The following is a 23,866-nucleotide window of genomic DNA, read 5'->3' on the forward strand; positions in this document are numbered from 1 at the left end:
GATCACGGGGCAAACTCCCTCGGCCTATGTAAGAACGTATCGGCAATTATAATTACCTGATACGTATTGTTTTAGCAGAACAGAAAAAGGTACGCAGTTGCGTACCTTTTTCTGTTCTGCTATTACTCTGCTTAATAAATAACGGTAGTTTCTGGCCGCTCGCGAACGGGTACACCTTCCAGAATAAACGAGATCAGGTCTTCGTTCAGTCGATCTTTTGAGGTAAAGAACAAACCATGCGGTTCGCCTTCGTAGACAATGTATTGGGCAGTTGGCAACGCATCCGCCGTTCGTTCTCCCGATGACTCAATGGGAACGGTTTTGTCAGCATCTCCGTGAATAATGAGCGCAGGCACTTGAATTTGCGTCAGATCGTCACGAAAATCAGTTGTCGCAAATGAGTTAGCGCATTCAAGGGTAGCTTTATACGACGCTACGTACGCCCGGGCGAAATCGCCGTCGAGGTGAGCCTGGCTAACTGGATTGTTAAGCAGGCTGACACCATAAAACTGCTTACCAAACGTCTGTAGAAAATCTGCCCGGTCTTTAAGCAGGTTTTCCGTAATTTCATCGAATACGCTCTTGTCAACGCCATCCGGATTGTCTTCCGTTTTGAGCATATAAGGTGTTACAGCGCTGATGAAGGCAACTTTAGAAACCCGCGCCCCGCCATGCCGACTCATGTAGCGGGCCACTTCACCGCCACCCATAGAGAACCCAACCAGCGTTACGTTTTGTAGATCAAGTTCGTCCAGTACAGCCTTTAAATCATCGGCCAACGTATCGTAATCGTAACCATCCCAGGGTTGGCTCGACTTTCCAAAGCCCCGTCGGTCATAAGCCACAACGCGCAGCCCATGGCCAGGCAGTTCGGCTAATTGATAATCCCACATCTGACTGCTTAGCGGCCAGCCGTGAATCAATACGACTGTCGATGTAGCATTTGCCGGATGTAAATCCTGATAAAAAAGTTTAATGTCGTTTCCAGACGCATCTTTACCTGCTTTAATGTAGCTCATAACGTGATTTTTATAGTAATTAGTAATCTACTTACCAAGTAAACTAACTGTAGCTACGTCAAATGGTTTAAGTTGGATTTTCTCCCTTAACACGTTTAGGCAGAATTTACTAAAAGCTGACGACTCGTTAGTGTCAGTCCTACATCAATACTCCCTGAAACACTTCATCAAGGCGCGAAACAGCCTTAATGCTGATTTTATAACTTTTTGTATCCAGACCTTTGAGGTTATACTTAGAGATAAAGATTTGCTTGAAACCCAGCTTTTCAGCTTCAGCAATCCGGGATTCGATCCGGCTCACGGCGCGTACCTCTCCACCTAATCCAATTTCAGCCGCAAACGCCACCGATGGCGGAATGGCAATATCTTCGTAGCTGGAAACGATAGCTGCGCAGACAGCCAGATCAATGGCCGGATCTTCGACGCGCAAGCCCCCCGCAATGTTTAGGAATACGTCCTGCTGCCCCAGTCGGAATCCGCCCCGCTTTTCAAGAACCGCCAGCAGCATATTCAGGCGTTTGGCATCGAAGCCCGTACTGCTACGTTGTGGTGTGCCATACGTAGCTACACTGACCAGCGCCTGCGTTTCGATCATAAGCGGCCGATTTCCTTCGAGCATCGAGCCGATGGTTACACCACTCAACGCTTCGTCGCGCTGCGAAATCAGAATTTCGGACGGGTTCGTTACCTGCCTGAGCCCCGAACCCAGCATTTCGTAAATGCCTAATTCATCGGTACTGCCAAAGCGGTTTTTGGTCGTACGCAGAATCCGGTACGTAGTGTGCCGGTCGCCCTCAAACGTCAGCACCGTATCGACCATGTGTTCCAGTACTTTCGGCCCGGCCAGCGATCCTTCTTTGGTAATATGGCCAATCATAAATACGGGCACTCCGCTTTCTTTGGCGTATTTCATGAACTCTGCCGTACACTCGCGCACCTGCGAAACGCTGCCTGCTCCTGATTCGACTAACGAGGACTGCATGGTCTGAATCGAATCGATGATAAGTATTTCCGGTTCAAAATGTTCAACTACCCGAAAGATGTTCTGGGTAGAGGTTTCGGTCATTACGTGGCAATCGCTGGTAGGAGCGTCGAGCCGTTCGGCACGCATTTTGATCTGCTGCTCGCTTTCTTCGCCCGATACGTACAAGACACGCATTCCGGCCAGGCTCAACGCAATTTGCAGTAACAGCGTAGATTTACCTATACCGGGTTCTCCACCAATCAGCACCAGCGAACCCGGCACGATGCCTCCTCCAAGTACCCGGTTCAGTTCAACGTCAGTGGTTGTGATACGTGGCTGCTCTTCATAATTGATGGCGTGGATAGCTTTGGGCTTTGCCGCAACTTTTAGGCCGCCCGGTCCCGAGGAAGGACTCCGCCAGCTTCCTTTTTCGGGCTCGTCTTTTTGAACAAGCTCTTCTACAAACGTATTCCATTCCCCACACGATGGGCAGCGACCCAGCCATTTGGCCGACTGGAAGCCGCAACTCTGACAAAAATAGGTGGTCTTTATCTTGGCCATTCAGCAAGTAGCGGATAATGATTAGTGTGTTCGATAAAAATGAAATTGATTTCCTGATTAAACCCAAAAAGCGTTTATTCATCAAAGCCTGGAAGCGCTTCAATTAATCTTTTCTCATCAGCAGTTATCCATTACTAAAACGCCATTCGCTCGAAATAAGTTGACATTTTGTACCGGAGGCAGTTGAAATACGTTCTATACATAACAGCATTTTTATGCAACCAATCATGAAAAAAAACCTGCTTTTCATTGCGCTTACCCTGCTTCCCGCGTTGACATTTGCTCAGAGTGGTTTTCAGTTAGGCATCAAAGGGGGCGTCAATCTCTCAAAACTTTCCTTTGGCAACTTCGTTAAGACCGGAACAAATTCAAATGGCTCACCTTCGGTTGGCGTCGACGGGCAAACCTTTCGAAACAGCATAAGCGACAGCTACGCCAGTCGAACGGGTACATCGTTTGGCATATATGCCCGTTTCGGTCAGAATTTATTTCTTCAGCCCGAAGTGCTTTACTCAACTCGGGCCGGAGCATTCGATGTTATCCGCAATGGCCAGACCGAAACGGTAACGATCAAATCCACTACGTTTGACATTCCTGTGCTGTTGGGCATCAAAGGTGGTCCCATCCGTGTTATGGCTGGGCCAGTAATTTCGTTACGTATTGATGATAATCAGCGGCTGGGCGAGGCCTTAAATCAATACACCAGCGGTACACTCAACGATGCATGGTCTAAAGCGTTTTATGGGTATCAGGTTGGAGGTGGCCTGGATATCGGTTCCCTAGGACTCGACGTACGGTATCAGGGTAACATTTCCGACATTGCCCAGATCAGCGATAGTTCCGGCAAATTCAGTCAGGATATGAAAACATGGCAGGTTACCCTGGCTTATAAAATATTCTGATCGCAGGTCAGCATTTATTAAAAAGGGCCAGGTTGCCGGAGAGTTTCCGGCAACCTGGCCCTTTTTAATAACTCATTAATTATCTGTTGTTTAACGCAGTAGCTTACAAGTCAGGTGTTAGGTTGACTTAGTTGTAGAGCCGCTGCCAATACTGAGAAAGTTGCAGGGAAATCGCTTTCAGGCGCCGACGGGAAATACCGATGCATCGTCCATCCGCTAACCGAACCTGATGATCTTTGCTGAAGATGCTGCGTTGAACATAAGCCAGGTTGACAATATAGGATTTATGAACCCGTGGAAATATGGATACGTCCAGCGTTTTTTCGAATTCCTTGAGCGTTTTCGACACCAGATACCGTTTGCGGTCGCGGGTGTAAAGGAAGGTATAATTGCCTTCGCCCTGTAGGCAAAGAATGTCATCTACAGAGATGAAAATAGTACGATTTAGATAAGGCAGCGCAATACGTTGCGTGTTACGCTGGTATGAAGCTGGAAACTGAGGTACTATGGAAAGTGGAGGTACGGATGAGAATATAGTGGCTTCCATGATTAAGAGAGTTTGGGGTCATCGCTAACTGATGAAACAAAACTACCTCATGGCCACTGGTTCCAAAAAAAATGCTCTGATCATCAGGGGTCAATCTCCATAGACAACCTTTTGATAATCAGAACACTAACTTTTAATTTGTGCGTATTTTTTGAGTGAATGTACCCGGCCTATTGCGTAAAACTACGTACTCGTCGATTAAGCGTATCTGCGGCCGTTTATGAGGAAAATCGCCCCTGTTTTCATTTAAACCAGGGCCAGTGGTTGAAAGTCACGAATACGATCAACAAATACTTGTGCCCGACGACGTGATATTTTTACTTGTTGTCCGTCGGTCAGCTCCAGTTCGCCTTCTTTCTTAATGAAAAATTTGCGGACAAAACCCAGGTTGACAATGCATGACTTATGAACACGAACAAAAGCTTGATTGTCAAGCAGAATTTCGTATTCTTTCAGCGTCCTGGACACAAGCATTTTTGTACCATCTTTCAGAAAAAACTGCGTATAATTCCCTGCACCTTCCAGGCGAACGATTTCATCAATAAAAACGGTACGTTTACGGTCGTAGAAAGGAATGAGTAGCTTTTGCAGGCAGGCAGAATCGGCAATTTTCTCCCCACTATTGTGGAAAGGTATGGACATTGTGTCGAAGATGGACTCGTTAGCGAATGCATTCATAGTTGATTCGGTTGTTGATTAACTAAATTTTTTCCCTGATGTTCAGAAGATTACTGTACAGATGTAAACACCGTTAGCTACCTTACCTGTGTTCCTTCAATAATTCATCTGCAAGAATCAGACCCTATTCATTAGTGATGATACACTGCTGCCACTTCCTCTACAACTCCTTACTTTTCAAATTATTGCACCATTTAATCAACAAATGACTGAACGGAACGTGTTTACTTATACGCGTAATCCCCGGCGCCTGGTTTTATTACCCGGCCAATGATTAGAGATAGCACTACTCAGAAAGCCAGGCTCTCCTTAGTTTTTGCGTACCTTTGTCGAAGCAAACAGCTAAAATTTGTAGTGCATGCTGGATAAAGTAAAAGAGCTCCATCAGGAGATTGAGCAATACACCATCAATTCGCCGGAACAGCTGGAGCAGTTTCGGATGCGGTTCATTAGTCGCAAAGGCGTTATCACTGAACTTTTTGAAGGTCTCAAAAGCGTTCCCCAAGCCGATCGGCGGGCAGTTGGCCAGGAATTAAACGGACTGAAAAACCTCGCTCAGGAGCGTTTTGATTCATTTAGCCAGTTAGTCAATGAACAACAGTCGTCGGCCAGGAGCGTTGCTCCCGTTGATCTTACCTTACCCACCATTCCGAATTTAACGGGAACACAGCATCCGCTTACGCTGGTTCGGCAACGTATCATTCAGATTTTTGAACGTATCGGCTTTAACGTGGCCGATGGACCGGAAATCGAATCGGACTGGTATAATTTCGGCGCATTGAACTTCCCCGATAACCACCCGGCCCGCGACATGCAGGACACGTTTTTCGTGGAGAAAGCCAATGCGGATACCGATGCTTCTTCCGATATGCTCCTTCGGACGCATACGTCGAATGTTCAGATTCGGCTGATGGAACGGCAAAAGCCTGGTACGGCATTCCGGCCGATCCGGTCAATTATGCCCGGTCGGGTTTATCGTAACGAAACCATTTCAGCGCGTGCTCACTGCATGTTCCATCAGGTGGAAGGTCTCTATATCGACCGTAACGTGGGGTTTAAAGACTTAAAAGATACGCTCTATCATTTTGTAAAAGAGATGTTTGAGCCAGGCACACGCATCCGTTTTCGTCCTTCTTATTTCCCATTTACGGAACCCAGCGCAGAGATCGACATCTCCTGTCAGATTTGTGGTGGAAAAGGCTGTAACATCTGTAAGCACACGGGCTGGGTCGAAATTGCCGGCTCAGGTATGGTTGATCCACAGGTGATTGCGAATTGCGGTATTGACCCCGAAGAATACACCGGCTTTGCGTTTGGCATGGGTATCGAACGTATTACACAGCTGAAGTACGTAGTAAACGATTTACGTCTGTACACCGAAAACGACGTTCGTTTTCTCCGCCAGTTCGAAGGACTCTAAAAAAGTTGTAGAGTTATAGAGTTGCTGAGTTAGAAAGTTGCTGACGCACCCAAAACTCTACAACTCGATAACTCTACAACTTTACAACTTTTTTATGTCTCCCATTCGTCTTTCAGACCTCGCCTTTACACTCGAAGCCATCGTTGACGAAGCGTTTGGGCAGAAAGCGGTATGGGTGGTGGCCGAAACAAGCGACATCAAAAATTACCCCGACCGCGGCTACTGTTTTCTGACGCTTGTTGAGCGGGAATCGGGAGGGCGGGAAACGGTGGCAAAATTGGAAGCCTGTATCTGGCGACGTAACCACCATACCATTCGCGATTTTGAACAGGCAACCGGCGTTGCGTTTGCGCGCAACATTCAACTATTGCTTCTGGTATCGGTCGGATATAGTCCGGTGTACGGATTACGGCTTGAGATTCTGAAAATTGATCCGTCTTACACACTTGGCAATCTCGAACGGGAGCGGCAAGCTGTACTTGATACATTGGTTAAGAATCGCCCGGATCTGGTATGGGTCGAAGCAGACCAGTACATTACGGCTAATCAACTCCTCCCCCGCCCCGTGGTTATTCAGCGAGTGGCCCTCATTGCGGCTCCCAATTCGGATGGTTGGCGCGATTTCCGGCATGAGCTGGCTCAAAACCCGTTCGGTTATGATTTTGTAATCGACGAATTTCTGACGCAGGTGCAGGGTCAGGGTGCCGAACGAGCCATCTGTGGCCAGTTAGAGCGTATTCGTGATAGCGGAGTTCCTTATGATGCCGTAGTCATTGTGCGTGGAGGTGGCTCACAGCTGGACTTTGGCTCGTTTGATACGTATCTGATGGGCGAAACGGTTGCTGGATTCGACATTCCGATTCTGGCGGGTATTGGCCACGAACGTAACGTTAGCATTACCGACTTACTTTGTCATCAAAGCGTAAAAACGCCAACGAAAGCTGCGGCTTTTCTGATTGAACATAACCGGCAGTTTGAGGAAACCTGTCTTCTGCTACGTGATCGATTGCGCGTGGTTGCCCGCGAAGCGCTGCAAACGGCTCGCGAAGATCTGGACCGGGAAACGGAACGACTGCGGTTTGTATCGCACCTGTATTTTCGGAATCGCCATACCGATCTGACAGAAAAAGCCGTTACGTTACGTCACCTCGATCCGTCGAACGTACTGCGTCGGGGTTATGCGTTGCTGTTACGAAACGGACGCATTTTAACCCAAACCACTGATATACAACCGCATGAAACGCTTCAGGTGCAGATGTGGGATGGAACGATCAACACTAAAGTTATAGAGTCTTAGAGCTGCAAGGAGTTGTACGTATTAACCTTTATAGATCTGGGACTGACACAGAAAATGACATATCAGGACGCTTATAACCAGCTTACTACGTTGGTTGAAGAAATTGAAAATGAGCAAATTCCACTCGATGAACTGCCTGGCAAAATTCGTCTGGCCGGTGAGTTGATTACCTTCTGTCAGGATCGGCTGAGAGCCGTCGAGACGGAGTATCAGGAAGTTATCGAACGATTGCCCAAGCGATAACTTCGGCAATTTTATTGGCCGGGCTTATGAAACCTTTGCCAAACCTTGCCTAATTTTATCCCCGGAGTTGCACTCCTGGAGTGAGGGCTCCCGAGCGGGTGCGTACGAATGGATTCTTCAGCGTATCTATTAACTTCGTGTACTTCTGGTGCTTCGAGAATCGTTTTAGCTTGTGATGTACGTAACAGCACCTATTTATTCTACTGATTGAGTCTGTTCACTAATATGAATTTGTTTGCCAACTTAACTGAAGTCTTTAACCCGGAGGTTGTGTCGCGTATTGCTACGTATATTGATGAACCGACCGAAAAAACCGATAAAGCCGTTAATGGGCTTGTTTATACGATTGTTGGAGGGTTGATGAAACGTACCACCAGTGAAATTGGCGTTAATCAACTCTATAACCATGTCCAGAAAGGACGTTATGATGGCACACTTATCGATAGCTTAAGCAATACATTGCGCGACCCCGCCCAGACAAATACGCTGATTACGCACGGCAATGACGTAATAAGCCATCTGTTACCAGCGATGAAAAGCTCAATCGGCACCATGATCTCGAGCTATGCGGGTATTCGCAATTCATCCGCTATTTCCTTACTGGGTCTGGTTACAACGATTGTGTTGCATGTTCTCGGCAAACAAGTTAAAGACCGGAAACTAGATGCTGACGGACTAGCGGCTTTGCTGTTTTCGGAGCGCGATGCACTGGTCAACGTAGTACCTGAGGAATTCCTGCCTCGTTTAGTTGATAAGGTTGGGCTTCAGCAGGTTATTGCCGGAGTAGCAGCTCCAGCCCGCCGAACCACCGTTGAAACGCCCAGTCGGCCGGTAGCCACAGCAACTCGTCCAGCGGTTACGTATGATTACACAGACGATTCAGATAATGATAACGGGGCACTCACTAAGTGGGGGTTTGGGGCGCTGGTTGTTGTAGCACTGGCCGCTGGTGGCTATTATATCTATCAGAATACTCAGAAGTACTCAAATGGTCGGGACAGCGTAAGTGACGTAACAACCGTTGTCGGCGATACGGTTCAGGCCGACACAGTAGCTCGCTCCCTGGCTGTTCCCAAAGAAACCGCGCCCAAATCGGCGTCGGCAGCAACTGTCCCTGCCCCAACAACGATCGCCAGTGGACTGACGCAGACATTGACGCCGTATTTGACCAACCCTGCTCTGCCCAAAGGCCGCGTTTTTCCATTACCGGGAATAGCTTTTGTGCCAGGCTCACTTTCGCTGACACCAGGTTCACAGGCTGCAATCGGCGAATTGGCCACACTCCTGAAAACGTATCCACAATTGCAGGTACAGCTGGTGGGCTACGCAAATGACGCACAAAGCGGCTTTGGCTTCACCAACCGGAGCTTATCGTCCAAACGGGTATACCTGATTAAGCAACAGCTGGTCTCGTATGGTATTAACTACCTGCGTGTCGATGCCATTGGCCGGGGAACAGGCGTTAGCTTGCGCGATACGTCCCGGATTCGTAGACCAGCCCTACGCAAAATTGACCTGAAAGTGATTGCAAAATAGGTTGAACGCAGCCACAGGCTTTCGGGCTTTGTTAGCGGCTCAACTATTCATGAAAAAGGACGCCCTCACTTTCGAAAGGGCGTCCTTTTTCATGAACGGCTGCCAGGAAATTTGGTGAATAACTGGCTGACTCCCTTTTGAATTTGCTCAGGTGTTATGTTGCCTTTGCTCAAAACACTGGAGACGGCCCCATCCCATAAAAGATTGTTACGTTGTGCGTCAACGATATGCACGTTCAGAGTACCTTCTTTATACGTACCAACGGGTACTTCCTGACTCTGCCAGTGATACCGCCGTTGTCCGATGTAGCGTGGCGCTTCGTAAATGGTCGTTGGGCGGGTCTGTGTTTTTTCGTTGACAATACCACCAATGTTGACAAGCAGATCGGCTGAAGCACCAATCTGACTACTGGCTACCTGCTCATATCCACGTTTTTTTAATTCAGCCGCTACGGCCTGTTTCACCTGCTCAATAGCGGCCTGATACGTATCTCTGGGAGTAGGATCGATCCGATTGGTGTCGATAAAGGTAAACGTTCGATAAGAGGTCCAGTTGGCCGTTTTATCGGATTCGTTACGTACAATGCGGTACGAAGAACAACCTGCACTTACCCCGATAACAACTAAAAACAAGATCAGCGTTTTCATATCTTTTTTCAAGAAGATTCTTTACTTCCTATAAACGTTTGTCTGCAGTATTTGGCGGAAAAATCTGTGGACCACTCGATATAACTACAGGCAAATAATCAAAACAACTTTAGCCGGAGGTGGTTCAATACGTTTAGTAACTAACGATTAAACGGTTATGAACACAGAAACAGGAAAAACAGCTCTGATTACCGGAGCCTCCAGCGGAATTGGGCAGGAACTCGCCAAACTGTTCGCTCAGGACGGCTACAACTTAGTTTTGGTAGCCCGTAGCGACGATAAATTAGAGCGGTTGGGCGAAGTGTTTAAAAATAATTATGGCACACAGCAAATAACCGTTATAGGCAAAGACCTGTCGACGGAAGATGCTGCTCAGGATGTTTACAATCAGGTCAAAGCAAAAGGCATTACGGTCGATGTGCTGGTAAATGATGCCGGAGTTGGCTTGTACGGGCTGTTCGCTACCGACACAGACTGGGAGCGGGAAAAGGCCATGATTCACCTCAACGTACTGACGTTGACCCAGATGACCAAGCTGTTCCTGTACGACATGCTGGCTCGCGACTCGGGAAAAATTCTGAATCTGGCGTCGCTGCTTTCCATTGCACCTTCTCCCCTGATGGCCGTGTATGCAGGCACGAAAGCTTATGTCTATAACTTCACCCAGTCGCTCATTAATGAGCTGAAAGACACGAACGTAACGATTACGGCACTTCTGCCAAACGCTACGGATACGGACTTCTTCAACAAAGCCGGTGCCGAAAATGCGAAGGTTACTGATGAAGTTCAGGACCCCGTTATGGTAGCCAAAGCAGGTTACGACGCGTTGATGGCCGGGAAACATAAGGTTGTTCCGGGTGGCCTGAAAAACAAATCGTACGAGATTCTCTCATACGTAGCACCGCAGGAAGCAGTTGCGTCGATGATGCGGAGCAAAATGGAGCAAAAGCCAGATGCAGAGGAAGAATCGTCGTCAATAGCGTGGGAAATCGGAATCGGTATTGCTGTAGTGGCCGGTATTGCACTGGGACTCGCCTATGCCAAATCGAATGCAATTGACCGGGCCCGATATCGCTACAAAGCCAAGTCGCTAACCGACACTATTTCTGATACGTTATCGTCGGTAGCCGACAACGTAGTGCATTCAGTTATCGATGCCTACAAGACAACGAAAGGCAAAGCCGAAAAGGTCAGGAATCAGGCTGAGGAAGAACTAGAGGAAGCGGAAGCAGTAGCTTAATACGTAATGATTTATGAAAAACTCATCGTTTTGGCGTATTGCCACCGCCGTTTTTGCCGTTGGCAGCATCATTTACACAACGGTTTCGAGTGCTCAGTCGCGGAAAGAAAGCCGGGATCGTCATGAGTCCGATCATTCAGGTTCTGAATACGAATACGACGTTCCTACTGAGTACGAAGAGGTATTCGAAAAAAACCAGATCGTTCCGGCAGGATGGGCATTCGGCGCAGTATGGTCAACCATTTATTCGGGCCTGGCAGCTTTGCTTGTGCATCAGGCCCTTCCGTCGGAGGAGCACAATCCGCGCTACGAAAAAGCGCAGCCCTGGTGGTGGGCCAGCTGGGCACTCAACGCCATTTTTGGCCGGTTTTTCTCACAGAATGATCCGCAGAGCATTATCATCTCCGACCTGACCACTAAAATAAACCTGCCGGTTGCGATAGGGTTGCACCAGAGCCTGGAAATTGGTAAAACCGACGTACCAGCACCTGAAAAATACCTGCGCATTCCGGTAAGCCTCTACGCGGGCTGGCTCACAGCGGCTACGGTTGTCGGAACACCGAATACATTGCTCACGCTTGGCGCCTGGACACCCCAGGAAGAAGATGACGAGCCTATATCAGCAGGAATTCTGGCGGCAACCGCCGGGGCGGGTTACTTTATTGCCCGCCGATTAAACGACCCGTGGTATATGCTTCCTTTCGTAGCCGGTTTTAGTGGGATCGCCACGCGTCAATGGCATAAAGAACCCATCCTTGGCTGGACGGCTGCTACGTTGGCAGCGGTTTATTCAGGCTTGTTAGCCTACTGGCTTCCTCGCGGAAAATTTCACGAGTATGATCGTTACGTCGTGAATGATGTCGAGGCCGCCGTCTTAGCTGGTCCGTTCGAAACAGACCAGCCCTATCAGGCCGAAATTGCTCGTGAGCGCATGAAGCCGATCGAAGCAGAAGGTCTGGATTAATAGCGCTTATACTTAACAGAAAAGCCGCCTTGTGAGAACAGGGCGGCTTTTCTTCTTACGACTGAATTTAATAATCCTACCGTTACCACACGTACGTCCCGACGGAGCCAGCGGGAAGCGATGTGTTGATAAGCTTGCCTTTTTCGCGAATGTTGAATGCCTGGGCGGCCTCTTTCGTGTTCAGCACAATCACGACCTTATGGCCATCCGGCGTTTTGAACGCTACATTAGGCAGCGATTCTGACGTATTGGACTGAATTCGAACGGAACCCGGCCGAACAAACTTCGAGGCAACCGCTACGTTGTAATACGCTGGATTTCGGGTAATTGTATTCCCATCTACCGTAATAGCACCCAGGCATTCCGTACAGCCGCCGGGCGTATGAGGCTGTTGCTTAGGATCAGCGGCCAGGTTCCATTCCAACACAGTTGGGCTCCAGTTGCGCGTAGCACCGATGATCAGCGTTTTAACGTGCCAGGCCAGATCGCCTTTCAAATTACCGGGTGCGCCAATCCATTGCTCTGTAAAGTACAGATTCTTATCGGGATGCGCATTATGTACTTCCGAAAGCGCCGTTATTGGACCTGCATACAGGTGAAATGCCGAGCCATCCACATATTTTTTGGTTTCTGGATCGTTCAGAATTGAAATCGGATATTCAGGATGATCGGCGTTATGGTCGTACAATAAAATCTTCGTGTCGATCTTCTCTTTCTGAAAAGCAGGGCCGAGGCTTTTCCTGATAAACGCGGCCTGGTCCGACGCCAGCATCAGCAGACTAGGGTTATTGCCCGGATGCAGCGGTTCATTCTGGATGGTAATCGCGTCGATGCGAATACCTTCTGCTTTCATTCCCTGAATGTATTTGACGAAATACTGAGCATACGTATCATAAAACTCGGGTTTCAGACTCCCTCCTTTCGAGTGATTGTTTGTCTTCATCCAGGTTGGCGGTGACCAAGGAGAACCCAGAATTTTGATCGTCGGATTAATGGCCAGTATCTCTTTCAACACCGGAATCAGATGCTGTTTGTCGGGGCCCAGCGAAAATTTCTCCAGGTTTACATCTGTCTGACCTTCGGGCAAATCATCGTACGAGAAAACGCGATCGTCGAGATCGGACGCGCCGATACTGATACGTAGGTAGCTTACACCAATGCTGTTGCCTTCGGTTGAAAAAAGTTCGTTCAGCAAAGCCGCCCGCGCTTTCGCGTCCATTCGATGGATGAGCATAGCGCTACCGCCTGTCAGCGTATAACCAAACCCATCGATGGATTGAAACGTCTGTGACTCATCCACATCGATGGTCGGATTCTGATTCGACGTAGTGCCAAATGCAAGTGTGCCTGGTTGGTTAACAAACAACGCCGACCGGTCGGGATTGGTCAGCCAGAATTCAGCGCCAGTCGAAGACGTTTGTTTGATTCCTTTCCGCTGGCAACCACTTCCCAGACCAAGCATCGCCAGGAAGACCAACGTAACAATTTTCTGTTCTAGCAGCGTGTGCATCGTAAAGGATTGGTTTCATTTAACGTAACACGAGTAAGCCCCGTGTTACGTTAAACCTGCACTAATATCCAGGATTTTGCTGAATCAACGCATTGTTATTAATCTCGCTCTGTGGAATCGGGAAAAGCAGATAATTAACATCCCGCGAACCACGAACCTGCTGAATTATATCCAGCGCTGTCACTTTATGCGCAGCACCCGCATCAGCCTGTGTATGACGAGCATAACGTAGCAAATCGAACCAACGCTCACCCTCAAACGCCAATTCCAAACGACGCTGGCGATCCACTTCGTCGCGGAAAGTTTGCTTGGTCAACGTAGTAAGTGCAAGCGTCGGTAAACCCGCCCGTGTTCGTACCGCATTCAGTTGAGTAAGTGCCTGCTCATTCGGGCCGTTTTGTTCGTTCGACGCTTCGGCGTACATCAGCATCACGTCAGCAAGCCGTAATACATAGTAATTATCAGGGCTGTTGAAGGCGTTGGGATTGCTCCGCCACTTATACACAAATGGTCCGTTATCGTTGGCATTTGCTGAACGGCCCATCACAAAACTAGCGTGGTTCCGCCCTGCCGATACAACCTCGCCCGTGAACTTCCAGCGCAGATCGTTCAATGTATCGGCATACTGAATCAGTTCCGTCGTCGGAATATTGAATTTCGGGAACGAATACGTAGCGGGTGGCGAAGGCAGCAACAGGTCAGGCAGAATAAACCCACCATCGGCATTTCCGGCAAACTGCACTTCTACAATCGACTCCGCGTTGTTGTCGGGCGGAAACAACGCATTGAAACTCGGCGACAACTGATATAATCCGCTGGTGATTACTTTGTTGGCGGCCGTAGCAGCATCGGCCCACTGGTGTTGTGTCAGATACACCCGAGCCTGTAGCGCATTGGCGGCTGTTTTAATGATCCGCGCCCGATTGGCCGTCTGTCCACCAAAAGTCGTAGCAGCCAGTTGTTCAGACTGTTGCAGGTCGGTCGCAATTTGGGCATACACTTGCTCAGTCGTCGATCGGGCCAGGGCAACCACACCCGGATCGCCCGACTCCGTTGGTTCGAGACGTAGCGGAACACCGCCGTACATTCGCACCAGGTTGAAATAATGCAGCGCCCGCAAAAAATGGGCTTCCCCCAGAATCTGATTCCGGCGCGTTTCGTTCATCTGTATTGCCTGAACGTACTGCAATACCGCATTTGCCCGGTTAATACCAATGTAAGCCTGCTGGAACGTATTGTTCATCTGACTGGTCAATGGTGTCCAGATCAGCCGTTCCAGTGCGTTCACGTCGCCATTGCTGCTCGTTACGTTATCGGATGGCATTTCACCCACTACGTTCAAATCCTGACCATACACACCCGTTTGTTGCAGGGCGTCGTAGGCGGCTGTCAGAGCGGCTTCGGCATCGTCGGCGCTTCTAAAGAAGTTTTCGGGCGTAATGCTTGGCAAGGGTTGTTTATCCAGCACATTACAACTCGCCAAAAACAGGAAAGGAATGCAAAATATGATAAGACGTTTCATAAATGATTGAATTGTTGAGTGATTGAATTGTCGAATGATTGAATAATTGAATTGCTAGGTGAAGAGCTTCTAACAATTCAATCATTCAACCACCTCAGTCATTCAATCCTTAAAAGGTGACACTAAGACCAGCCGTGTAGGTGCGAGCCTGCGGATAAACGCCGTAATCCCGACCGAAGCCAACCGACGAGAATGGATCAGCACTAACTTCTGGATCGTAACCGCTGTAGTTAGTAAACGTGAGCAAATTCTGGCCCGTCACATATACCCGAACGCCGTTGATTTTTGCCTTGTTGATGAGCTTGCCCGGCAGATTGTAAGCAACCGTCAGGTTTTTCAGACGAACGTACGTACCATCTTCTACGAACCGGGTCGAGAAGCGGTTATTCTGATTGGGGTCGTAGCGAACCGCGCGCGGTATATTGGTATTCGTATTGGTTGGCGTCCAGCGATTCAATACAGCCGTCGTCTGGTTGAGGGGGTCCGACATGCCTTCTATCGTGACGCGGTTCTGGTTGTAGATGTCGTTGCCGAAACTACCCTGGAAGAACAGACTCAGCTCAAAACCTTTGTACGAGAAGTTGTTGGTGAAACCGGCAATGAAATTCGGATTCGGGTTGCCAATAATCGTCCGGTCACTGGCGTCAATTCGTCCATCACCGTTCAGATCAGCAAAGCGAATATCACCCGCCTGAGGCTGACCTGGCTGCGTAGCCGCACCAGCAATTTCGTCTGCTGTCTGGAAAATCCCCTGCACAACGTAGCCATAGAACGCGCCCAGCGGAGCACCTTTCTGTGTAATCGTGTAATCGCCGATAATGGTCCGGTCAACCTCTTCGCCCTGATCGTTACGTAGCGTACCAATGTCGATGACTTTGTTGCGGTTCAGCGAGAAGTTCAGGTTGCTCGACCACGTAAAGCCGTTGTCTTCACCCTGCACATTGACACTATTCAATCCAATCTCAAACCCTCTGTTCTGCACCGTACCAATATTCTGAGTCGTCTGTGGGGTCTGCGCCCCCGCATTGTAAGGCAGCGGCACGTTAGTCAGAAGGTTTTTCGTTTGCTTCAGATACGCATCCACATTTACGGTCAACCGGTCTTTAAATAGCCCAACGTCAACGCCTGCGTTATACTGATACGTAGTTTCCCAGCTCAGCAGGTTGTTCCCAATTCGGTTTGGCGCAATTCCACCCGCAATGCCGGTTCCATCCGCGTAATTAAAGCCAGAGCCATACGTACTGAAACGGTCATACGCAGGAATTTCCTGGTTACCGTTGGCGCCAAAGCTCGCCCGAACTTTCAGGTCGTTAATAGCTCCATTTTGCGGAAAGAACGCTTCACGCGATACGCGCCAGCCTAACGACAGTGCCGGAAAATAACCGAAGCGATTACCCGGCGCAAACCGGCTCGACCCGTCGGCCCGCAAGCTCAACGTAGCCAGATAGCGTTCATCATAGTTATAAATGGCACGGGCAAACAGGCTGAATAAACCCCACTGATCCTGATAGCTGGATGGACGGGTAAACTGCGTACCAGCCGACAGATAAGGCACCGCATTTGATGGAAAACCCGTTACCGAAGCGCCTGATGTGAAGCGGTCGGAAACTTGCGTTGACTGACCGGCCAGCAACGTCAGATTATGCTTTTCGCCAATGCTGGGGTCATACGTCAATGTGTTTTCCCAGAGCCAGATCAATTGCTGGTTGGTACCCGTACGTGCGCTACCACGCGTGGCAGAACTGGCATTCTGCATACCCGGATAGTCGCGGGAAATAAACTCGTTTTCAATTTGCGAACGAAAATCCAGCCCTAACGAGCTTTTAAACGTCAGGTTTTTCAGAATATCAAATTCACCATAGGCATTGCCAATCACCTGATAGATAACGGCATTGTTGCGTGTTTCGAGCAGATTCCCAACGGGATTATCAAATTGCTGGAAGGGGTTAATGCTGTACGTACCGTCGGCGTTTCGAATCGGAATCGTTGGAATTTGGGCCAGTGCGCCCAATACCGTGCCCGAGTTGCCAGCGCCCAATTCACTACGTACGCTACCGTTGGTGTTAGTCCGGCTCAGGTTCAGGCTGGTTCCCAACCGAAAGCGGGTGCTCATCTGCTGATCCAGATTAAGCTTGAAGTTATACCGGTCGAAACCTGAGTTCAGCGCAATACCGTCCTGTTTGAAATAACCACCTGATACGTAGTATTTTGTCTTGTCCGTACCACCACTCAGACTAATCTGGTAGTTGCGGATAGCGGCCTGCCGATAGACAGCATCCTGCCAGTCAGTATTGTAGGGCAATGAATCCAGATTAGTAAAGGCGGGCGACTGACCAGCGGCTCGTTGTGCATCGTTATAATATTCGGCAAACTGACGTGAGTTCAGCAGAGGTATTTTCCTGCGAAGCTGCTGAATACCGTAATAAGCGCTGAAGTTAACCTGCGCTTTTCCCGTTTTACCGCGTTTGGTGGTAATTACCACAACGCCGTTGGACGCTCGTAAGCCATAAATAGCGGCAGCGGCACCGTCTTTCAATACATCGATGGACTCGATATCACTGGGATTCAACGTATTGAGTGGATTAGGCCGTTGGTTACCGACGCCCAGCTCGCGGTCGTAGGTTGGCAGAACGGGTACGCCATCAATTACGTACAAAGGCGAGTTAGTCAGACTCACAGAGTTGTTCCCCCGAATCCGGACGTTGATACCCGCCCCTGGCGCACCCGTTGGCGATGTTACCTGAATACCTGGCGCCTGTCCCTGGAGCGCCTGATCGAAACCGGCTACCGGCTGGCGTTCAATAGATTTGCTGTTCACAGACGTAACGGCCGTGGTCAGCTCCTGCCGACGTTGCGTACCGTAACCGACCACAACCACTTCAGAAAGTGATTGTACGTCAGTCGCCAGCGTTACGTTCAGCGTGCTCTGACCATTCACAGGTACTTCCTTACTTTGAAAGCCCACAAAACTGAATACCAGCGTAGCGTTGTTGTCACTCACATTCAGCGTATAGTTTCCGTTTACATCCGTAACGGTTCCGGTCGACGTACCTTTAATGACCACACTTACGCCGGGCAGCGCTTCTCCGTCATCACTGGTTACTTTTCCGGATACGGTGAGCGCGGCCCGTTCGACGTTTGGGCTTTGCTCCTCCGAACGAGTTGTAGACGTAGCAGCCGCACGTTTCAGAATAATTTGCTGACTCGACACTTCGTAATTGATCTGAAGCGGTTTCAGCAGATTGTCGAGCACCGCCGAAAGCGGCTGATTGTGCATGGAAAAGCTCACACGGCGGTTAGCCCGAATCAGTTCGGCACTGTACAGAAAACGCACCTGCGCATTTTTTTCGATTTGTTCCAGTACCTGTTCTACAGTCTGGTTCGTGCAGGTAAGATCAATTCGTCGGTATAGTAATTCCTGGCCCCTACCGTCGTGGGCTAACGAAACCCCCGTAACCAGAATGGCCAGCGTAAACTGTAGCAGACTAATTTGCATGATTTTTAAGACTTGCTCACGCAACTGTCGTTTGTTTTTCATAATTTTTGACACTTATTGTTGATTCTTGGGGAATTGGCAAAAAGACTCCGGTAGCCTCGCAGGAGGCCGATGTTTGGCGACATCGAACGGAATTTATGGGCCGTCGGTGTTGACGCACCGACGGCTTTTCATTTAGAATTGAGCGGGCGATTTTATGTCATGCATTGCTGGGTTTTAGTTCGTGATTAATACATAGTGATACTGAAACTTATTGACATCCTTTTCCAGTAATAATGATCTGGCCGTCAATCTCTTCATAGCTTGATTCGGTACCGGCACAAATCCATTCCAGTTTCTTATAAAGCGATTCATCGTCGAGTCGAGCGGTTAATGTACAGTTTGCCATCAGCTCTTCATCGAAGACGATATGCACACCATAAGCCCGTTCCAGTGCCGCAAATACATTGGCAATTGGGGTTTGTTTAAAAACAAAAGACGTAGTGAGTTTCTGGGGGCCGTCAACTCGCTGAGGCTCTGCTACGAGCGAACGAACCAGGCGTTTATCAGCCCGAACCAGCGTAGCCTGCTGATTGGGCGTCAGAATTATACCGCCAAGTTCTGGAACAGCTTTCTGCATGGCAGCCTGTTTATCGGTATGAGCAAAAACCGAAACTTTTCCTGTCCGGACCGTTACCAGTACGTCTTTATCCTGTTCATAGGCCTTCACAAAAAAGCTGGTACCTAATACCTTCGTAACCAGACCACTAGCATAAACCAGGAACGGTTGATCAGGCTTTTTCTGAACCTGAAAGAAGCCTTGTCCAGTCAGGTAAACTTCTCGGGTGATTGTGGCAAATTGTTTCGGGTAGCTAATGCGACTGTTTTTATACAATACCACGGTTGAGCCATCCGGCAACATAACGGTTTTGGGAGAATTGTCGGTATTCGCGACTTCATGCAGCGGCTGCTTAGCGGTTTTTATGAGCTGCGTATAGGCAACAGGGGCTAACTCTGGCTTTTGCTGCGCCCGGTAAACCCAGAAAATACCTAGTAGCAGAGCCACCGAAGCCGCCATATAATACCAGGTCGGGTTGAGTCGCCGTATAACGGGCAGCGATTGTTCAGCAGAGTCATTCAGCATCTGCGCCTGCTGAACGATTTGCATAACCTTCTGATCGATGTAATTTTCAGAAAGGGGTTGGAGCGTGCCTTTAATTTCCAGAAGCTGTTGCCGTGCCTGACTGACAATCGCTTCTTTTTCGGGATGCTCAGCTAGCCAGCGATTCCAGAATTCGTTATCGGTGAGCAATGGACTAAATACCCATTGCCGGAAAGCCGCATCTTCCAAAAAATCGTCTACCCCAAAGAATTGATAATCTTTCATTGAAAAAGGCAGTTGTTTACCTCTGTACAATGGATTATCCCTTTTAGAAACCTTTATACTTAATCTTTTTGAGAAAAATTTTCGTCTGGAACGTAACGCTCACATAAACAGGACGTAATAAACCAGCAAAAGATACGTCCAGTGATCGCGCAGGCGCTTGAGCGAATTTTGAAGCAGATTAGCTACCGACTGCGAATTGATACCCATCGTCTGGCCAATCTGTTCATACGTCAGGTTTTCGTAATAGCGAAGGTAGAGTGCCTCCTGCTGGCGTTTGGAGAGATCAGCAACGCGGGCAATTAGTTGTTGTTTGGTTAGTTGCCAGTTTTCTTCCTCAATAATCCGACTTTCAGCACTATCGCCCTCGCTTACGTCGAGCCAATCATGCATCGTTTCGCTGACAGGCAGGTGCTTCTGATGAATTTTAAAGAGATGATGACGTAGCGTTTTCAGCAGATAAAACTTCACAAATAACGTATCACTCAATTGATTACGATTTTCCCATAGCTTCAGAAAAATGTCCTGAATCGAATCTTCGATGAGCGTCTTATCTTTGGTAAACTTGGTCGCGTAATGAAAGAGGGTCTGGTAATACTTCTTGGCCAGTTGACCTAAGGCGACCGTATCTCCTCCCCGAAACTGCTGCCAAAGCAGATGATCGTCATTCAACGAGGAAGGTGATAAAACAGACATGAATGAATTGTAAGCGGATCGACTACTATGTTAACGCATCAATCGCCGGTTTACGTTCAGAAAGCTTCCCGATCAGCCATCAATTATGAAAAACGGTTTTTTCCAAATTAGCCCCCTTCAAAACACCGTCATTTTGTCCTAAAAATTAGTAAAATACAAAAATGACCGCCAAAATGACCGAAATAACACACCGGCCCGTGATTTGTTTATAGATAGTCATACAGTTAACAACCCATCCTTGCACTGTCATGGACTTCAAGAATTACACCATCAAAGCACAGGAGGTCGTTCAGAAGGCATCGGAAATTGCTCTCGGAAACGGCCAGCAAGCCATTGAAACAGGTCACCTTCTCCAGGCGATTCTGTCGGAAGACGAAAACGTAATTGGTTTCATTGCCAAGAAGCTGGGAATCAATTTGCAGAATACGAACGGCGCTTTACAAGCCATCCTCACTACGTATCCGAAAGTGTCGGGCGGTAATGGAAGCGTTTATCTGACTAATGATACAGCCGCGGCCTTAGCCAAAGCCAGTAACTACACTAAGGAATTTGGCGATGAATTTGTCAGTGTCGAGTTAATGCTGCTGGGGCTTATGGGCGGCAAAGACCAAATTGCAACGTTATTGAAAGATGCCGGTTTCAGCGAAAAACAAGTGAAGGCGGCCATCAACGAACTTAGAAAAGGAAACTCAGTGAAAGACCAAAACGCAGAAGCTAAATACCAATCTTTAGAGCGCTACAGCATCAACCTGAACGAACGCGCCCGCACGGGCAAGATTGATCCGGTGATTGGCCGCGATGAAGAAATACGGCGGGTACTGCAAATTCTGAGCCGCCGAACCAAAAATAACCCGATACTGCTCGGCGAACCGGGCGTTGGTAAAACCGCCATTGTGGAAGGCTTAGCGCAACGTATCGTTTCGGGCGACGTACCGGAAAACCTGAAAAGCAAAACCATTGTCTCGCTCGACATGGGTCTGCTAATTGCGGGCGCCAAGTATAAGGGCGAATTCGAAGAACGCCTGAAAGCCGTTATCAAAGAAGTTACGGACTCCAACGGCGAGATTGTTCTGTTCATCGACGAGATCCACACCTTGATTGGTGCAGGTGCGGGTGGTGAAGGTGCCATGGATGCGGCTAACTTGCTGAAGCCTGCTCTGTCGCGTGGTGAGCTGCACACGATTGGTGCCACTACGTTGAAAGAGTACCAGAAATATATTGAGAAAGATAAGGCGCTCGAACGCCGGTTTCAGGCCGTTATGGTCGATGAGCCGGACATGGCCGATGCCATTTCGATTCTGCGCGGTATCAAAGAAAAATATGAGCTACACCACGGGGTTCGGATCAAAGACGACGCGGTTATTGCTGCCGTTGAACTCTCGACGCGTTACATTACTGACCGTTTCCTGCCCGACAAAGCCATCGACCTGATGGACGAAGCGGCTGCCAAATTGCGTCTGGAAATGGACTCCGTTCCTGAAGAGCTGGACGAGCTGAACCGACGTATCATGCAGTTAGAAATTGAGCGGGAAGCCATTCGTCGTGAAAACGATAAGGAAAAAGAAACCTCACTAAATAAGCAAATTGCTGACCTTAGTGAACAACGTAACGACCTGCAAGCCAAATGGGAAACCGAAAAAGCATCGGTTAACGAAGGCCGTACGCTGAAAGAAGAACTTGATAAGTTACGTCTGGAAGCTGAACAGGCCGAACGTAGTGGCGATTACGGAAAAGTAGCCGAGATTCGCTACGGTCGAATTCCTGAAATTGAAGGCAAATTAAATTCGTTGGCTCAGGAAGGTTCAGACAAAGGTTCGTCGGATCGGATGATGCAGGAGGAAGTGACGGCCGAAGATATTGCTGAAGTAGTAGCCAAGTGGACGGGCATTCCCGTCTCGAAGATGCTGCAAAGCGACCGCGAAAAACTGCTCAACCTGGAGAAAGAATTGGGCAAACGAGTTGCGGGTCAGCAGGAAGCCATCGAAGTGGTGTCGGACGCGGTACGTCGGAGCCGGGCCGGTATGCAGGATCCAAAGCGGCCAATCGGTTCGTTTATCTTCCTCGGTACTACAGGCGTTGGTAAAACCGAAGTGGCCCGAACGCTGGCCGAATACCTGTTCAACGACGAGAATGCGATGGTACGTATCGACATGTCGGAGTATCAGGAACGTCACGCCGTGAGCCGGTTAATTGGTGCTCCTCCGGGATACGTTGGCTACGACGAAGGAGGTCAGTTGACCGAAGCAGTACGTCGGAAACCGTATTCAGTGGTTTTGCTGGATGAGATCGAAAAAGCGCACCCGGATGTCTGGAACATTCTGCTACAGGTGCTCGATGAAGGCCGTTTGACTGATAACAAAGGTCGCGTGGCGAACTTCAAGAACACCATCATCATTATGACCTCGAACATTGGCAGCCACTTGATTCAGGAGAAGTTTGCTGAAGACGAAGGCTGGAACCACGCGCTGGTACTGGAAGAAGCTAAATCAGCCGTGATGGAGCTGCTGAAACAAACGATACGTCCTGAGTTCCTGAACCGAATTGATGAGATCGTGATGTTCGAACCGCTGACCCAAGCCAACATCCGCAAGATTGTGGACATTCAGTTCAGCGAGATCAAGAAACGCTTGGCAGAAAACGGTATTCAGCTCGATGCGACCGACGAAGCCCTGAACAAACTCGGCGAAGAAGGCTTCGATCCACAGTTTGGCGCCCGTCCGCTGAAACGCGTATTGCAACGTCGAGTCTTGAACGAGCTTTCGAAATCAATTTTGTCAGGCGATGTGAAGAAAGATTCCGTTGTGTTGATGGAGTTGAATGACGACGGCGAAATCGCCTTCACCAACCTCGATGCTGAAATTGAATTATAATTAATAGTTGACAGACAGAGTACCTAGCCCGGCCACTACGTAGTGGCCGGGCTTTTTTATTACATATAACGTAGTTTGTCGTCGCATTAGCGACCTAATGTTTGTAGAAAACACATTTTTGCCCCGCGCCCATTTTCCGTCGCATAGCGACCAAACAATAGCAAAAAATTTGGGTTTGGTCGATATGCGACGGAGAGATTGGGAATGATGCGTTTATGCTACAAAAATTAGGTCGCTACGCGACGAGGGGATAAATGAGAAAAAACCAACTTTTAGCTTTATTCCTCAACTGGTTTGAAAACATACTGCTCGTCGTAAGGTACCTTTAACTTCTGTAGAAAAGCTATGTATTCTTCCAGGAAAGTCCTTTTGCGATGGTGCTCCTCCTGAT

Annotated in this window: 18 protein-coding genes and 1 pseudogene; 8 read left to right on the forward strand and 11 right to left on the reverse strand. The window is 48.7% G+C overall.

The genetic code is table 11. The annotated features are described in order from the left end of the window. Nucleotides 1-131: 131 nt before the first annotated feature. Both ACOJS8_RS23285 and radA read right to left on the reverse strand, forming a co-directional pair. The gene (locus ACOJS8_RS23285; protein WP_420150959.1) at nucleotides 132-1,019 is read right to left on the reverse strand and encodes an alpha/beta fold hydrolase; all 888 of its coding nucleotides are present in this window, start codon (nucleotides 1,017-1,019) and stop codon (nucleotides 132-134) included. Between the two features lie 139 nt (nucleotides 1,020-1,158). Beyond that, a complete protein-coding gene (gene radA, locus ACOJS8_RS23290) occupies nucleotides 1,159-2,544 on the reverse strand; it encodes a DNA repair protein RadA (RefSeq protein ID WP_420150960.1) in 1,386 nt (461 codons plus the stop codon). 227 nt (nucleotides 2,545-2,771) lie between these two features. Here radA and ACOJS8_RS23295 point away from each other — a divergent pair, with 227 nt between their 5' ends. Then, entirely contained in the window at nucleotides 2,772-3,446 is a 675-nt protein-coding gene (locus tag ACOJS8_RS23295; protein WP_420150961.1) for a porin family protein, read from the forward strand. A gap of 127 nt (nucleotides 3,447-3,573) precedes the next feature. Here ACOJS8_RS23295 and ACOJS8_RS23300 read toward each other — a convergent pair whose 3' ends face one another. Both ACOJS8_RS23300 and ACOJS8_RS23305 read right to left on the reverse strand, forming a co-directional pair. Further along, nucleotides 3,574-3,993, reverse strand: a complete 420-nt coding sequence (locus tag ACOJS8_RS23300; RefSeq protein WP_420150962.1) for a LytR/AlgR family response regulator transcription factor — start codon at nucleotides 3,991-3,993, stop codon at nucleotides 3,574-3,576. Nucleotides 3,994-4,239: 246 nt separating this feature from the next. Continuing rightward, complete coding sequence (locus ACOJS8_RS23305) at nucleotides 4,240-4,671, reverse strand: LytR/AlgR family response regulator transcription factor (RefSeq protein WP_420150963.1); 432 nt, start codon at nucleotides 4,669-4,671, stop codon at nucleotides 4,240-4,242. Between the two features lie 358 nt (nucleotides 4,672-5,029). On the opposite strand from ACOJS8_RS23305, the gene pheS reads away from it, so the two are divergent. The 4 genes from pheS (at nucleotide 5,030) to ACOJS8_RS23325 (ending at nucleotide 9,167) form a co-directional block, all read left to right on the forward strand. Beyond that, nucleotides 5,030-6,091, forward strand: coding sequence for a phenylalanine--tRNA ligase subunit alpha (gene pheS / locus ACOJS8_RS23310; protein ID WP_420150964.1), 1,062 nt, complete (start codon nucleotides 5,030-5,032; stop codon nucleotides 6,089-6,091). A 94-nt stretch (nucleotides 6,092-6,185) separates the two neighbouring features. Then, nucleotides 6,186-7,388 carry an exodeoxyribonuclease VII large subunit gene (locus tag ACOJS8_RS23315; protein ID WP_420150965.1) on the forward strand — a complete coding sequence of 401 codons (1,203 nt, stop codon included), beginning with the start codon at nucleotides 6,186-6,188 and terminating at the stop codon, nucleotides 7,386-7,388. A 54-nt stretch (nucleotides 7,389-7,442) separates the two neighbouring features. Beyond that, the gene (gene xseB / locus ACOJS8_RS23320; protein ID WP_405513099.1) at nucleotides 7,443-7,631 is read left to right on the forward strand and encodes an exodeoxyribonuclease VII small subunit; all 189 of its coding nucleotides are present in this window, start codon (nucleotides 7,443-7,445) and stop codon (nucleotides 7,629-7,631) included. Between the two features lie 225 nt (nucleotides 7,632-7,856). Beyond that, nucleotides 7,857-9,167, forward strand: a complete 1,311-nt coding sequence (locus ACOJS8_RS23325) for a DUF937 domain-containing protein (RefSeq protein ID WP_420150966.1) — start codon at nucleotides 7,857-7,859, stop codon at nucleotides 9,165-9,167. An 89-nt stretch (nucleotides 9,168-9,256) separates the two neighbouring features. Here ACOJS8_RS23325 and ACOJS8_RS23330 read toward each other — a convergent pair whose 3' ends face one another. Next, on the reverse strand, nucleotides 9,257-9,814 hold the full coding sequence (locus tag ACOJS8_RS23330) for a DUF4136 domain-containing protein (protein WP_420150967.1): 558 nt from the start codon (nucleotides 9,812-9,814) through the stop codon (nucleotides 9,257-9,259). 157 nt (nucleotides 9,815-9,971) lie between these two features. On the opposite strand from ACOJS8_RS23330, the gene ACOJS8_RS23335 reads away from it, so the two are divergent. Together ACOJS8_RS23335 and ACOJS8_RS23340 are read left to right on the forward strand one after the other, a co-directional pair. Then, nucleotides 9,972-11,054 carry an SDR family NAD(P)-dependent oxidoreductase gene (locus ACOJS8_RS23335; protein ID WP_420150968.1) on the forward strand — a complete coding sequence of 361 codons (1,083 nt, stop codon included), beginning with the start codon at nucleotides 9,972-9,974 and terminating at the stop codon, nucleotides 11,052-11,054. A 13-nt stretch (nucleotides 11,055-11,067) separates the two neighbouring features. Next, nucleotides 11,068-12,018 (forward strand): TspO/MBR family protein, encoded by a 951-nt coding sequence (locus ACOJS8_RS23340; protein WP_420150969.1) that lies wholly within the window; start codon nucleotides 11,068-11,070, stop codon nucleotides 12,016-12,018. Between the two features lie 82 nt (nucleotides 12,019-12,100). Here ACOJS8_RS23340 and ACOJS8_RS23345 read toward each other — a convergent pair whose 3' ends face one another. The 5 genes from ACOJS8_RS23345 to ACOJS8_RS23365 form a co-directional block, all read right to left on the reverse strand. Beyond that, nucleotides 12,101-13,528 carry a glycoside hydrolase family 30 protein gene (locus ACOJS8_RS23345; RefSeq protein WP_420150970.1) on the reverse strand — a complete coding sequence of 476 codons (1,428 nt, stop codon included), beginning with the start codon at nucleotides 13,526-13,528 and terminating at the stop codon, nucleotides 12,101-12,103. A gap of 61 nt (nucleotides 13,529-13,589) precedes the next feature. Continuing rightward, a complete protein-coding gene (locus ACOJS8_RS23350; protein ID WP_420150971.1) occupies nucleotides 13,590-15,050 on the reverse strand; it encodes a RagB/SusD family nutrient uptake outer membrane protein in 1,461 nt (486 codons plus the stop codon). A 109-nt stretch (nucleotides 15,051-15,159) separates the two neighbouring features. Further along, the gene (locus tag ACOJS8_RS23355) at nucleotides 15,160-18,588 is read right to left on the reverse strand and encodes a TonB-dependent receptor (RefSeq protein WP_420150972.1); all 3,429 of its coding nucleotides are present in this window, start codon (nucleotides 18,586-18,588) and stop codon (nucleotides 15,160-15,162) included. A 208-nt stretch (nucleotides 18,589-18,796) separates the two neighbouring features. Continuing rightward, the gene (locus ACOJS8_RS23360; RefSeq protein WP_420150973.1) at nucleotides 18,797-19,912 is read right to left on the reverse strand and encodes a FecR family protein; all 1,116 of its coding nucleotides are present in this window, start codon (nucleotides 19,910-19,912) and stop codon (nucleotides 18,797-18,799) included. Between the two features lie 99 nt (nucleotides 19,913-20,011). Next, nucleotides 20,012-20,605: an RNA polymerase sigma factor gene (locus ACOJS8_RS23365; RefSeq protein WP_420150974.1), complete on the reverse strand. Its 594-nt coding sequence runs from the start codon at nucleotides 20,603-20,605 to the stop codon at nucleotides 20,012-20,014. Nucleotides 20,606-20,853: 248 nt separating this feature from the next. Here ACOJS8_RS23365 and clpB point away from each other — a divergent pair, with 248 nt between their 5' ends. Continuing rightward, nucleotides 20,854-23,475 carry an ATP-dependent chaperone ClpB gene (gene clpB / locus ACOJS8_RS23370; RefSeq protein ID WP_420150975.1) on the forward strand — a complete coding sequence of 874 codons (2,622 nt, stop codon included), beginning with the start codon at nucleotides 20,854-20,856 and terminating at the stop codon, nucleotides 23,473-23,475. 278 nt (nucleotides 23,476-23,753) lie between these two features. Here the strand turns inward: clpB and ACOJS8_RS23375 are convergent. Then, a pseudogene (locus ACOJS8_RS23375) lies at nucleotides 23,754-23,866 on the reverse strand (transposase); the annotation flags it as partial.

This window comes from Spirosoma sp., from assembly GCF_048594605.1.
Lineage (GTDB): Bacteria > Bacteroidota > Bacteroidia > Cytophagales > Spirosomataceae > Spirosoma.

Excerpts from the sequence above, each read along its gene's own strand:
- ACOJS8_RS23285 (WP_420150959.1), bottom strand. The coding sequence starts at position 1,019 with ATGAGCTACATTAAAGCAGGTAAAGATGCGTCTGGAAACGACATTAAA.
- radA (WP_420150960.1), bottom strand. The coding sequence starts at position 2,544 with ATGGCCAAGATAAAGACCACCTATTTTTGTCAGAGTTGCGGCTTCCAG.
- ACOJS8_RS23295 (WP_420150961.1), top strand. The coding sequence starts at position 2,772 with ATGAAAAAAAACCTGCTTTTCATTGCGCTTACCCTGCTTCCCGCGTTG.
- ACOJS8_RS23300 (WP_420150962.1), bottom strand. The coding sequence starts at position 3,993 with ATGGAAGCCACTATATTCTCATCCGTACCTCCACTTTCCATAGTACCT.
- ACOJS8_RS23305 (WP_420150963.1), bottom strand. The coding sequence starts at position 4,671 with ATGAATGCATTCGCTAACGAGTCCATCTTCGACACAATGTCCATACCT.
- pheS (WP_420150964.1), top strand. The coding sequence starts at position 5,030 with ATGCTGGATAAAGTAAAAGAGCTCCATCAGGAGATTGAGCAATACACC.
- ACOJS8_RS23315 (WP_420150965.1), top strand. The coding sequence starts at position 6,186 with ATGTCTCCCATTCGTCTTTCAGACCTCGCCTTTACACTCGAAGCCATC.
- xseB (WP_405513099.1), top strand. The coding sequence starts at position 7,443 with ATGACATATCAGGACGCTTATAACCAGCTTACTACGTTGGTTGAAGAA.
- ACOJS8_RS23325 (WP_420150966.1), top strand. The coding sequence starts at position 7,857 with ATGAATTTGTTTGCCAACTTAACTGAAGTCTTTAACCCGGAGGTTGTG.
- ACOJS8_RS23330 (WP_420150967.1), bottom strand. The coding sequence starts at position 9,814 with ATGAAAACGCTGATCTTGTTTTTAGTTGTTATCGGGGTAAGTGCAGGT.
- ACOJS8_RS23335 (WP_420150968.1), top strand. The coding sequence starts at position 9,972 with ATGAACACAGAAACAGGAAAAACAGCTCTGATTACCGGAGCCTCCAGC.
- ACOJS8_RS23340 (WP_420150969.1), top strand. The coding sequence starts at position 11,068 with ATGAAAAACTCATCGTTTTGGCGTATTGCCACCGCCGTTTTTGCCGTT.
- ACOJS8_RS23345 (WP_420150970.1), bottom strand. The coding sequence starts at position 13,528 with ATGCACACGCTGCTAGAACAGAAAATTGTTACGTTGGTCTTCCTGGCG.
- ACOJS8_RS23350 (WP_420150971.1), bottom strand. The coding sequence starts at position 15,050 with ATGAAACGTCTTATCATATTTTGCATTCCTTTCCTGTTTTTGGCGAGT.
- ACOJS8_RS23355 (WP_420150972.1), bottom strand. The coding sequence starts at position 18,588 with ATGAAAAACAAACGACAGTTGCGTGAGCAAGTCTTAAAAATCATGCAA.
- ACOJS8_RS23360 (WP_420150973.1), bottom strand. The coding sequence starts at position 19,912 with ATGAAAGATTATCAATTCTTTGGGGTAGACGATTTTTTGGAAGATGCG.
- ACOJS8_RS23365 (WP_420150974.1), bottom strand. The coding sequence starts at position 20,605 with ATGTCTGTTTTATCACCTTCCTCGTTGAATGACGATCATCTGCTTTGG.
- clpB (WP_420150975.1), top strand. The coding sequence starts at position 20,854 with ATGGACTTCAAGAATTACACCATCAAAGCACAGGAGGTCGTTCAGAAG.